Source organism: Rhizobium sp. BK619, from assembly GCF_014195245.1.
GTDB lineage: Bacteria > Pseudomonadota > Alphaproteobacteria > Rhizobiales > Rhizobiaceae > Rhizobium > Rhizobium acidisoli.
This window is the reverse complement of sequence record NZ_JACIBH010000017.1, coordinates 39,750-50,657: the sequence shown is the minus strand read 5'-3', so window position 1 is coordinate 50,657 and position 10,908 is coordinate 39,750. Positions and strand designations below refer to the sequence as shown.

The 10,908-nt window shown below is 61.9% G+C and carries 9 protein-coding genes and 1 pseudogene; 6 read left to right on the top strand and 4 right to left on the bottom strand.

The window, feature by feature from the left end; all coding sequences use genetic code 11:
- Positions 1-7: 7 nt before the first annotated feature.
- Positions 8-226 carry an MbtH family NRPS accessory protein gene (locus tag FHX14_RS28555; protein ID WP_184380246.1) on the bottom strand — a complete coding sequence of 73 codons (219 nt, stop codon included), beginning with the start codon at positions 224-226 and terminating at the stop codon, positions 8-10.
- 194 nt (positions 227-420) lie between these two features.
- Here FHX14_RS28555 and FHX14_RS28550 point away from each other — a divergent pair, with 194 nt between their 5' ends.
- Genes FHX14_RS28550 through FHX14_RS28540 form a run of 3 tightly spaced genes read left to right on the top strand, consistent with a single transcriptional unit; the run spans position 421 to position 4,023 of the window.
- On the top strand, positions 421-1,410 hold the full coding sequence (locus FHX14_RS28550; protein WP_184380470.1) for a GNAT family N-acetyltransferase: 990 nt from the start codon (positions 421-423) through the stop codon (positions 1,408-1,410).
- Entirely contained in the window at positions 1,407-2,825 is a 1,419-nt protein-coding gene (locus FHX14_RS28545) for an MATE family efflux transporter (protein ID WP_184380244.1), read from the top strand. Before FHX14_RS28550 ends, FHX14_RS28545 begins: the two co-directional genes overlap by 4 nt.
- A 10-nt stretch (positions 2,826-2,835) precedes the next feature.
- A complete protein-coding gene (locus FHX14_RS28540) occupies positions 2,836-4,023 on the top strand; it encodes a PLP-dependent transferase (RefSeq protein ID WP_184380242.1) in 1,188 nt (395 codons plus the stop codon).
- On the opposite strand, the gene FHX14_RS28535 is transcribed toward FHX14_RS28540, so the two are convergent.
- A complete protein-coding gene (locus FHX14_RS28535) occupies positions 3,914-4,573 on the bottom strand; it encodes a sigma-70 family RNA polymerase sigma factor (protein WP_184380240.1) in 660 nt (219 codons plus the stop codon). The two genes, FHX14_RS28540 and FHX14_RS28535, sit on opposite strands and share 110 nt — an antisense overlap.
- Before the next feature lie 162 nt (positions 4,574-4,735).
- On the opposite strand from FHX14_RS28535, the gene FHX14_RS28530 reads away from it, so the two are divergent.
- From FHX14_RS28530 to fhuB, 3 genes are read left to right on the top strand one after another with little or no spacing between them, the layout of a single operon-like run.
- Entirely contained in the window at positions 4,736-5,227 is a 492-nt protein-coding gene (locus tag FHX14_RS28530; RefSeq protein WP_184380238.1) for a GNAT family N-acetyltransferase, read from the top strand.
- A gap of 32 nt (positions 5,228-5,259) precedes the next feature.
- Complete coding sequence (locus FHX14_RS28525) at positions 5,260-6,093, top strand: iron-siderophore ABC transporter substrate-binding protein (protein ID WP_184380236.1); 834 nt, start codon at positions 5,260-5,262, stop codon at positions 6,091-6,093.
- Positions 6,090-8,057 (top strand): Fe(3+)-hydroxamate ABC transporter permease FhuB, encoded by a 1,968-nt coding sequence (gene fhuB, locus FHX14_RS28520; RefSeq protein ID WP_184380234.1) that lies wholly within the window; start codon positions 6,090-6,092, stop codon positions 8,055-8,057. Before FHX14_RS28525 ends, fhuB begins: the two co-directional genes overlap by 4 nt.
- A 258-nt stretch (positions 8,058-8,315) precedes the next feature.
- Here fhuB and FHX14_RS33215 read toward each other — a convergent pair.
- A pseudogene (locus FHX14_RS33215) lies at positions 8,316-8,646 on the bottom strand (hypothetical protein).
- Between the two features lie 45 nt (positions 8,647-8,691).
- On the bottom strand, positions 8,692-10,872 hold the full coding sequence (locus FHX14_RS28515) for a TonB-dependent siderophore receptor (RefSeq protein WP_184380232.1): 2,181 nt from the start codon (positions 10,870-10,872) through the stop codon (positions 8,692-8,694).
- Between the last annotated feature and the right edge of the window lie 36 nt (positions 10,873-10,908).

Sequence of the window (10,908 nt, the reverse complement as noted above, 5' to 3'; positions counted from 1 at the left end):
ACGTTATTCAGAGACGCGCATCGCCTGACATTGCCGAGCGCAGCGAGAGGGGCCGCGGGTCCGTCCAGACGCCGCGGATATGGGCCAGGCATTCCTGGCGCGAACCGGCAAAGCCGACCGGCTCCCAGCCCGTGGGAATCTGCTTGTCCTGCGGCCAGACCGAGTAGTGACGCTCGGTGTCGATGACGGCGATCCAGAGATCGTCGCGAGGCTCAAGATTGTCCATTCGAAGCTCCTGCAGAGATGGATGTCATGCGCAAATGACGGATCCCGATGGCTGCGGTTTAGAAAATTGCTGAGAATTTTTTTCTTCTCCCAACCCTAAATCGGGCCGGAGATGGATCGTCATTCTACCAAAACAGCACAAGAGCGGGCTTCATGCTCGCCACATCAAAAGCCCTGTCGGTCAAGGAGAACATCATGGATTTCGACGCCGCCAAACAAAGGCGCGTTCTGCAGTCGCGCAGCTACATCAGCCTCGCACCCAATCTCATCCATCTGAAGACCGCCCACGGGCACCACGAGGCCGCATTCGAGGTCGAGGCCGGCACCGCGACGCTGACCTTCTACCACGGCGATCCCGCGCGGTCGGCCGAGCTTCTGATGGCGGCCGCCGAAGCCGTGACGGCGGAAGATCGCTCGATCAGATCGATCGTCTTCGAGGGGCATCAGGCGAGCCTCCCGCCGCATATTTCGGGCGTCGGCGGCAGGCTGGATGCAGAGATCCTCTGGCAATGGCCGTCGCTCTGGCTGCCGCAGCTCACCTATCCGCTGCCGCCCGTGCAGGAGATGACCGCGGGCCGCTATCATCCGCGCCGGCCGGCAAAGCCGAAGGGCACGGTCTATCAGCGCTTCATCCCCTGGCTGGAACGCGATATCAGCTTCCGGGTCGCCGACCCCGAGACCGATCTTGCCATCTTTCACCGCTGGATGAACGACGAACAGGTCAACACGATCTGGGAGGATGCGGGCTCGCTCGACAAGCACCGGGAGATCCTGGAGGAGCGGATCGCCGATCCGCATGTCCTGCCGCTGATCGGCAGTTTCGCCGACATTCCCTTCGGTTATTTCGAAGTCTACTGGGCCAAGGAAAACCGGCTCGGTCCCTTCTACGATGCCGACGACTATGACCGAGGCTGGCATGTGGCGATCGGCGAGCCCGATTATCGCGGCAAGAAATGGATCAGCGCATGGCTTCCCTCGCTGATGCATTTCATTTTCCTCGACGATCCGCGCACGAAGCGCATCGTCGGCGAGCCGCGCGCCAGTCACGAGCAGCAGATCCGCAACCTCGATCGCTCCGGCTTTGCCAAGGTCAAGCATTTCAATTTTCCGCACAAGCGGGCGCTGCTCGTCATGCTGACCCGCGAGCGCTTCTTCGGCGACCATCTCTGGGTACCCGCATCATGAACGACATGAGCGAGATGAGTGGCAGCCTGCGGAAACGGCGGCTTGCGCCTGAGGATCTTGCCAGCCCGCACCTGTTCAGGCTGCTGCTGCGGCTCGGGCTGCCGGCCATGTTCGGCCTGTCGATCAATGCCGCCCATCACACGATCAACATGATCTTCGTCGGCATGATCGGCGAAGACCAGATCGCCGCGATCATGATCGTCCTGCCGATCCTGATGCTGATTGCCGCTTTCGGCGAAGGCATCGGCGTCGGCGTCGCAACCGAGGTCGGGCGGCTGCTCGGAGCCGGCAACCGGCCACAGGCCGGAACTATTGCTTCGATCAGCCTTGCTGCCGGTATCGCCTTCGGCGCGTTAAGCACTATCGCACTCCTTGCATTTCCGGATCTGCTGCTGTTCGGCGCCACGCCTGCCCTTCAGCCGCTCGCACAGCATTATCTCATGATCATCGCGCTCTCGGTGCCGCTGACGATGGCGCAGATCATTCTCGATTTCCTGGCGATCGCGGAGGGTAACGCCCGCTTCAGCATGTGGACGCTGGTCGCCTGCTTTGCCCTGAACATGATCCTCGACCCGATCATGATCTTCGGCTTCGGTCTCGGCCTGCAGGGCGTGGCAATCGCCACCATCCTGTCCCAGCTCGTCGCGCTCTCCATCTATGGCGCTTACCACGCCAGGCGGCTTGGAATCGTCCGGCTGACGCTTGATTGGCGGCTGGCAGATATCCGCTATCTCAGGCCTGTCCTTGCAATTGGCGCGCCGACGACGCTGACCAGCCTTACTACGGCAGGCGCCATTGCGATCCTGGTATCGCTTGCCGGCGCCTATCACGGAGAAGCGGGCATTACCGGCATCGGAATTGCCTTGCGCCTGCTTGCCGTCGGAACACTTCCCGTTATCGGTCTCTCGCTTGGCGCCCAATCCATCTTAAGTTTTGCCTGGGGCGGCGGCGATATGGCGAGAGTGCTGTCGGCAACCCGCATCCTGACAGCGGTCACCAGTGCGGTGAGCGGCGCCTACGGGCTGATCGCGCTGGTCTTCTCCCAAAAGCTTGCCTCGTTCTTCACCGACGATGCGGCCGTGATTGGGATCGCAGGGCAGGCGATCATCGCGACCCATCTTCCCCTCCTGCTGTTCGGCCTGCGGCAGACCGTGCTGATCCTCTTCCAGGCGCAGGGCAGACCGAAAGCAGCGGTTGCCATTGGCCTGGCGCAGAACGGCTATCTGCTGTTTCCGCTGCTTGCGCTCCTGCCGCCCTTCTTCGGTTTTTCGGGCCTGCTGGCCGCGATGTTCCTCGCCTCCACCCTGACCGGCCTGCTGTCGGCCGTCTGCCTGCTGAGGTCGCTCGGTGCACTCCGGCAGCGCACCGCCGGCCATCCGACCTCCATCCGTCCCTATCGCAGCTTTTGTCCATGAGAGGATGACCATGAACCAGTCGATCAACCCGCACGATCTCGGCGCCCACGCGGTCGCCGACGATCTCTTCACCCCTGTCGATCCGGCGGCATTCAACGCCGTGTCGCCGCCGATCTTCCAGACCTCGCTCTTCACCTATGACAGTTTCGAGGCGATGGAGGATGTTTTCGCAGGCCGTACGCGCAACTACATCTATTCGCGCGGCGACAATCCGACCGTCCGCGAATTCGAACTGCTGGTCGCCCGCCTCGAGGGCGCGGAGGATGGACGCGCCTTCTCCAGCGGGACGGCCGCCATCACCTCGACAATTCTGAGCCTCGTAGAGGCCGGCGACCGGGTCGTTGCGGTCCGCCATCTCTACAATGATGTCTACCGTCTTCTGGTCAAGCTGCTCGGCCGGCTCGGCGTCGGCGTGGATTTCGTCGATCCCGCCGATCACGACGAGGTCCGCAAGGCGCTGTCAGGCGCCAAGCTGCTCTATCTCGAAAACCCGACATCCTTCGTCTTCGAGCTGCAGGACATTGCGGCGCTGTCGGCCATGGCGAAGGAGGCGGGCGTTACCACCATCATCGACAATTCCTGGGCAACACCGCTTTTTCAGAAACCGATCCAGCATGGCGTCGATATCGTCATTCACGCCGCCTCGAAATATCTCGGCGGCCACAGCGATACGGTCGCCGGTGTCGTCGTCGGCTCGAAGGAGGCCATCGCCAGGATCAACTCGACCTCATATCCCTATGTCGGCGCCAAGCTTGCTCCGTTCGAGGCCTGGCTGCTACTGCGCGGCATGCGCACTTTGCGTGTGCGGCTCAAGGAGCATGAACGCAGCGGGCTTCTGCTGGCCGATCGGCTGAAACAGCATCAGGCGATCGCGCGCGTGCGCCACCCGGCCTTTCAAGATCATCCCGGGCGGGCGACGCTATCGGGTTATGCCGGGCTGTTCGCCTTCGACCTCAATCCCGACATCGATGTCGCACGTTTTGTGAATAGCCTTCGCGACATCCGCCTCGGCGTCAGCTGGGGGGGACCGGAAACGCTGGTGGTCCCCGCCAAGGTGGCGCTGCAAATCCCAGACCGGATGACCTCTTTCATCCGGTTCGGCGTGAGCGAGCAGACGGTTCGTTTCGCCGTTGGCCTGGAAGAGCCGGAATTGCTGTGGAACGATTTGCAGCAGGCGCTGCACGCGGCGAGACGCTAACAACCTGCCGGTGCGCATGATCGGGGCGCAGGAGGGGTTCGGCCATCGCCAGATGGCAATGCTCCTCCGCCGCCTTGATCATGAAGTTGACGAGGGTCCTTGAGACGCCGAGTTCGGCGGCAATATCCTTCTGCGGCACACCGTTGAGGCGGTGGCGAATGAAGGCATCGTTGGTGCGCTTCGGCAGCGCCTCGAGCGAGGCAAGCACATCGCGCAAGGTCTCGGCAGCGACAAGCTGGTCGAGCACGGTGGGGATGGGAGCCGTGATCTCCTGCACCTGGTCGATCGACCTATAGTTGTTCATCTGCTGCCGGCGGCGGCGGTTTTCGTCGAGTGCGAGATTATAGACCATCCGAAAGGCGTAACCGATCGGGCAACGAATACCATCGGTTTTGACCCCGTAAGCTTTAATAACACCATCCTGAAAGATATCCTCGGAATATGACCTTGATTTGACAACACTTTCAATCGTCTTAAGGAGCTTATCCTTGTTTTCGATCATGGCGTTGACAACGGCATTTCCATTCACATCGCGATGCAATGCTTGCATTGTCCCGTACCCTTTTTACAAATGGAAAATCAGGCTTGTCGTTACTGGTCGACGCAGTCGTGGCGCTCCTTTTTGCAGGAAAAGTACACGATTTGATTGCAGTGTCTAATTTAAGGTGATAACAGGAGTCAAGTTTAAATCGACGGAGTAAAAGCGAGAAAAATGGGAAGGACAGTTGAGATCCTGACGGGCAAGGCGGAGCTCTGCCGATCGATCATGGGGGCTTTGACCGACTGGTTTTCAGAACCAGAAGTCATCGAGGCGAGCGCCCAGGCGATCGAAGAGCTGCCGGTCTTCGGCTATATCGAAGCGGATGTCGTCACCGCGCTGATGGCCTTGAAGCCGCACCTGCCTGATGCCGTCGAAATCGCACTGATCGCGACACGCCCCGAACATCACGGCCGCGGCGCCGGACGTCATCTCATCGACGAAGCCGAGCGCTTCAGCCATGAAGCCGGTGCCCGGTTGCTGACGGTCAAGACGCTCGCCCCGCGCAACCGCGAGGAACCGCAATTCGAGGCGACGCGGCGCTTTTATGACCGCAACGGCTTTATCAGGGCGGAGGTCTTCGCAAAGCTATGGCACGAGGATCACCCGTGCCTGTTCATGGTCAAGCCGCTTGCCGGTGTCCAGGCAGGTGAGACGACGCTTTGAGACGACGAGACTTTCTGCTTGGTGCACTGGCAATGACCGGCGCACCCGCAATCGTGCGTGCCGGAGACGGCGGGATCGTTTCGCTCGACTACGGGCTGGCGTCGACAATGCTTGCGCTCGGCCGGACGCCGCGTGCCGTCGTTTCCTTAAGAAACTGGGGGGAATGGGTGGTCGCGCCGACGATGCCGGCCGGCGTCGTCGATCTCGGCACCACGTCGGAGATCAATCTCGAGGTCCTCACCAGCATCCGGCCGTCGCTCATTCTGAGCACCCCTTTCCTTGCGGCACTGGACGATAAACTGTCGCAGATCGCGCCGGTGGAGCGGTTCACCATTTACGCCGAACACAACGAGGCGCTCGACTGTTCCTACGCCGAAACGCTGCGGCTCGGCGCGATGATCGGACGGGCAGAGCAAGCAAAGGCATTTCTGTCTCATGCCGACGCCACTTTCGATCGGTTACGCGACCGGACGAAAAACCTGTCTGCGCCTCCGGTTGCCGTCATCAACTTCATCGACAACAGACATGCACGCATCTATGGCGGCCCGGGGCTTTTCAGCGGCGCCATGAAGCGCGTCGGCCTTGAGAATGCCTGGAAGGGCGAGGCCAGTTACTGGGGATTTCAAACGGTCGGCCTGGAACAGCTCGCCGAACTCGACCAGGAAGCGCATCTGATCGTCGTTTCGCCGCTGCTTCCACCCGACGTGCTGACGCAGCTTTCCGAGAGTCCGCTCTGGACCAGCCTTCCCTTCGTCAAGCGGAAACGGATCTCGGTCATCCCGGGCGTTCTGATGTTCGGAATGGTGCAGGAGGCGTTGCGGTTTTCGACCCTGGCCGTCGATACGCTGGAGACCTCAGCCCGATGAAGGCCAGATTTTCTCACTTCGGGGCGCCCGCACTTGCGGGCCTGCTGCTCTATTCCGGATTGGCCCTTGCCGTGCTGGAGGTTTGGACGGCGCTGCCCCATCTCAAGGCGGCGACCGGCGGTTATGATGCCGAGCGTCTTTTGCTCCTCTATTCGACACTGCCGCGCATGGCGACAGCCCTGATCGCCGGCGCAGCGCTCGCACTCTCCGGCACGATCCTGCAACAGGTGCTGCGCAATCCGCTGGCCTCGCCGACAACGCTCGGCATTTCCACCGGCGCCAATCTGGCGCTGGTGTCGGTCATGCTCGCTGTTCCCTCACTGGCGGGATGGGGCCGGGACGCGGTCGCGCTTGCCGGAAGTGCCGCGGCTGCCTTCGCCATCTTTTCGATCAGCGCCCGGCACGGCTTTTCGCCTTTTTCTCTCATCCTGTCCGGCATGATCGTCGGCCTCTGGTGCGGGGCGGCGGCGGCCATCTTGGTGCTGATGAACGATCAATATCTCTCGGGGATCTTCATCTGGGGCGCCGGATCGCTGTCGCAGCAAAGCTGGGCGATCCCGATGTCGCTGCTGCCAAAAGTAGCGCTGCTCACCGCTCTTGCCCTTCTCGCCACAAGACCGTTGACGCTGAGCCAGATCGGCGATGCCGGTGCGACAAGCCTTGGCTTGCCGATCAAATGGGCACGGAGTGTGATGCTGGCGATTGCCATCGCGCTCAGCGCGCTCGTCACCAGCGCCGTCGGCGTCATCGGCTTCATCGGGCTGGTCGCTCCGCAGATCGTGCGGCTTGCCGGCGCCAGGCGCATCCTCAGCCAGCTGATCTGGTCGCCCATTACAGGCGCCGGCCTTCTGCTCCTGACGGATCAGGCGATCAAGCTTGTTGCTCCAGGCGACTTCGTGCCGACGGGGGCGGTGACGGCACTGCTCGGCGGCCCGATTCTGATTGCTCTTCTCCCACGCCTCGCCACAGCCTCGCGCGCGCTGCCCGGCGTGGCGTCACCCCAACATGCAATCAACAACAAAACGGCACCCTTCGCTGCTCTGCTCATCCTGGTAATCGCCTTGGCGATCGCCGCAATCTTCTTCGGCCGCGCACCCGACGGCGCCTGGACATGGCTGCCGGCCGCCGCGTGGGACGAGATCCTTCCCCTTCGGCTGCCGCGGGTCGCCGCCGCGTTCGGCGCAGGCACCGTGCTCGGCGTGACGGGCCTCATTCTGCAACGGCTGACCGGAAACGAAATGGCAAGCCCCGAGGTGCTTGGGGTATCGGCAGGCGCAACGCTCGGCGTTGCGGCCGCCATGTTCGCCTTTGCGGCACCCGGCCTGACGATCCAGCTTGCCTTTGCCGGCGGCGGCGCCCTTGTTGTACTGACCCTGATCTTCCTGTTGAGCGCGCGTTCCGGCTTCGGCCCGAACCGTGTGCTGCTGGCGGGAATCGCCCTCGGCGCGATACTCGACGCCGGGATCGGCGTCCTTGCCGCGAGCGGCGATCCGCGCGGCCTGGCGCTCATTCGCTGGATGGCGGGCTCGACCTATTTCGTCGACAATGCGGTGGCGGCAAGCGCCCTGCTGATTGCGCTTGGTTGCCTGGCCGTAGCCTTTCTCGCCAGCCGCTGGCTTGCTCTCCTGCAGCTCGGACCCGAGACGGCAAGCGAACTCGGCCTCAGAATCCTTCCCGCACGCGCGGTGCTGTTCGGTCTCTCGGCGATCATGACGGCGGCGGCAACGCTGGTCGTCGGCCCCTTGAGTTTCGTCGGCTTGATGGCGCCGCACCTCGCCCACGGGCTCGGCCTTCGCCGGCCCGCCGCCCAGCTCCTCGCCTCCGCCCTCATCGGCGCGGCCCTGCTCGTCATCGCCGACTGGATGGGCCGCATGATCGCTTTTCCCTATCAGATCCCCGCCGGATTGATCTCGGCTCTTGTTGGAGCCCCGATGCTGCTGATCGTTCTGCGCCGGCGGGCATGAAAGATGGTCGATAATCGGCGTCGCAAGCGGGCTTACGTTCAGCCGTTTGACTGATGCCGATGGCTGCCCCTCACCCTAACCGACCGGGGTCGAGCCACTCGTCTCGACCCGTCTTTCGGACCCCCGTTCTGACGGGGCGAGGGACGTGCCTTGCGAGACGTTGGCGAGAGACGGAGAGGCCGCGGCATATCCTCTTCGCCCCGTCAGAACGGGGGAGGCGGCGGCAGCCGGATGAGAGGCAGACCAAGGTCGGGAAGTTTAATGGCGCCCGTCCGGCAGGTTATAGCGCAGACAGTAGACTTCCGCCGGCGAATTCGAGGCCGCATTGCTGCCGCGGCGTGATCATGCCGAATATCGGGTTGGGCCGGCCGCACGGCCATGCGGCGGCATCAAGCAGCGTCAGGCCGCTTCGACGAGATCCCGTTGGTGGCTATGGGCGATCTACTTGAGAATCCACGAGAGATAGGCTGCCGACGATGCCCATCTGCGGTGGGGCACCGAGCAGCTTGCCTCGGCAATAGGAGAACGGACCATCACCCACCAGACCGTCAAGGTCGACGACCGGGTGGGCGGCGGGATGATCGGCAATCGAAGTCGGGCGCCGAGACGCCCTATTCGGCTCTGCAGCCTTACCTTACCACCGATACTTCAGCGTCCCCGTCATGTTGCGGCCCTGGCCGAGATAGCAGTAGCCTTCGTTGCAGACGGTGTCGCGCTCGTCGGCGATGTTGCGGATATTGAAGGCCGCCGTCAGGCCTTCGTATTTCTTGTCGACCGCGCCGAAATCATATGAGGTGGATGCGTCGATGTAGAAGCTCGAGGGGTTCTTCGACGTATTGGCTGTATCCGTCCAGTTCTCGCTGACGTAGCGCACACCGGCGCCGATCGACAGACCGTTGAAGGGATTGGTTTCCTGGAACGTATAGTTGGCCCAGAGGCTTGCGACATGTGAGGGTGTCACGGCCGGCGTGTTGCCCTCGTTGTCGCCCCCGGTCACCTCGGAGTGATTGTAGGTGTAGGCCGCAATGATATCGAGACCATCGGCAACTTCCGCACGCGCTTCAAGCTCGATGCCCTTTCCCGTTACCTCACCGAGAGAGTCGTAGGCAAGTGTCAGCGCATTGACCAGCACTGGTTTGTTCTTTTCGACGATGTGATAGGCGACCGCCGACAGCAGGATATCGGTACCGGGCGGCTGGTACTTCACGCCGAGCTCGTATTGCTCACCCTCTGTCGGCTCAAGGATTTTGCCCGATGTCGACCGGTTGGTCACCGGATCGAACGAAGTCGAATAGGAGACGAAGGGCGCAATGCCGTTGTCGAAGAGGTAGAGCGCGCCGGTCTGCCAGGAGAAGGCATTCTTGTTGACATCTTCCGATTGGCTCAACCCGAAAGACGGATAGGTCGTATCACGCGTCTGATTGACCCAGGTCTGGCGGCCGCCGAGATTGAAGCGCCAATTGCCGGCCTCGATCTGGTCCATGGCGTAAACACCGACCTGCCGCATGTCGGCATCGGCAACGATGAAGTTGTAGTCGGGCGTGGCGCCCGAGACGCCATAGGTCGGATTGGCGATATCGAAATCGAATGCCGAGTTGACGGCGCCGATGCCGTAGCCCCAGTTCGACTGCAGATTGGTATAGTCGAGACCGAACAGCATCGTGTGGGCAAGCGGGCCTGTATCGAACTTCGCTTCGAGCTGGTTGTCGACCTGGAAGACATTCATCTCGTCCCGGATCGAGCTTGCGTTGCGATGCGCGACGGTCCCGGTCCAGCTGGAGATTCCAAGGTAGCGGGCGCGAAGATCGAGATGCGAATAACGCAGATTCTGCCGGAACGTCAGGCCGTTGTCGAACTCGTGCTCGAACTGATACCCGATCTGTTGCTGCTTGACCTTCTGGTAGTCGTAGTCGGGATCGCTCTGCCTGATCTTGAGAATTTTTCCGGCTTCGGTTGTGACTGCGCCGACATTGGCATCGGTCTCGTCGGACTGCGCCAGGCCGTAAATCGTCAAGGTCGTGCCTTCGTCAGGCTTCCAGGTGAAGGACGGCGCCAGGAAATAGCGGTCGTCGGCAATGTCGAAATTGGTGTCGCCGCGGCGGGCAAGGCCGACGATGCGATAGAGGAAATCGTCGTTGTCTTCGCTGATCGGCCCGCCGAAATCGAACATCCCCTGCACCCGGTCCTTGGTGCCGTAGGTAATGCCGACTTCGCGGATCGGCTCCTCGGTCGGAAGCTTCGATATCTTGTTGACGAGGCCGCCTGGCGAACCCGAACCATAGAGAACGGAGACCGGCCCCTTGATCACCTCGACGCGCTGCAGCTGATAGGGATCGGTGCGGAACATGCCGTAATTGATGAAGGGCTGGCGCAAGCTGTCGCGATAGTCGCCGACCGTCGTGACGTTGAAGCCGCGAATGAAGATCTGATCGAAACGCGGGTCGAAGCCGTTCGGCCCCGTGGTCACGCCGGACGAATATCGCACTGCCTCGATGATGCTTTGGGCGCCGCGCTGCTCGATTTCCTTCTCGGTGGTGACCGAGATGGAACGCGGCGTTTCGACGAGCGGCGTGCTGATCTTGGTCGCGCCCGAGCTGTTCTTGGCCGTAACAGACGTCCGGTCCGTCTTGCTATCAGAGGCTGCACCTTGAATGACGATCGGCTTCAATGCCGTCGCGGTGTCACCTGTCGACGCGCTCTGGGCGGCAGCCGGCGAGGCTGCAATGCCGATCGCGACCAATGCTGTCGTGGCAAACAGGCTATTTCTGTAAACTTGCGATACAATATTAGAAACGTTCAAAAAAACACGCGCCATTCTTGGTCCCTACCTCACGGATGCGGGCGGAACCTA

Coding starts and splice junctions, on each gene's coding strand:
- FHX14_RS28535 (WP_184380240.1), bottom strand. CDS start 4,573: ATGCAAGCATTGCATCGCGATGTGAATGGAAATGCCGTTGTCAACGCC.
- FHX14_RS28540 (WP_184380242.1), top strand. CDS start 2,836: ATGAACCAGTCGATCAACCCGCACGATCTCGGCGCCCACGCGGTCGCC.
- FHX14_RS28515 (WP_184380232.1), bottom strand. CDS start 10,872: ATGGCGCGTGTTTTTTTGAACGTTTCTAATATTGTATCGCAAGTTTAC.
- FHX14_RS28550 (WP_184380470.1), top strand. CDS start 421: ATGGATTTCGACGCCGCCAAACAAAGGCGCGTTCTGCAGTCGCGCAGC.
- fhuB (WP_184380234.1), top strand. CDS start 6,090: ATGAAGGCCAGATTTTCTCACTTCGGGGCGCCCGCACTTGCGGGCCTG.
- FHX14_RS28525 (WP_184380236.1), top strand. CDS start 5,260: ATGACCGGCGCACCCGCAATCGTGCGTGCCGGAGACGGCGGGATCGTT.
- FHX14_RS28545 (WP_184380244.1), top strand. CDS start 1,407: ATGAACGACATGAGCGAGATGAGTGGCAGCCTGCGGAAACGGCGGCTT.
- FHX14_RS28530 (WP_184380238.1), top strand. CDS start 4,736: ATGGGAAGGACAGTTGAGATCCTGACGGGCAAGGCGGAGCTCTGCCGA.
- FHX14_RS28555 (WP_184380246.1), bottom strand. CDS start 226: ATGGACAATCTTGAGCCTCGCGACGATCTCTGGATCGCCGTCATCGAC.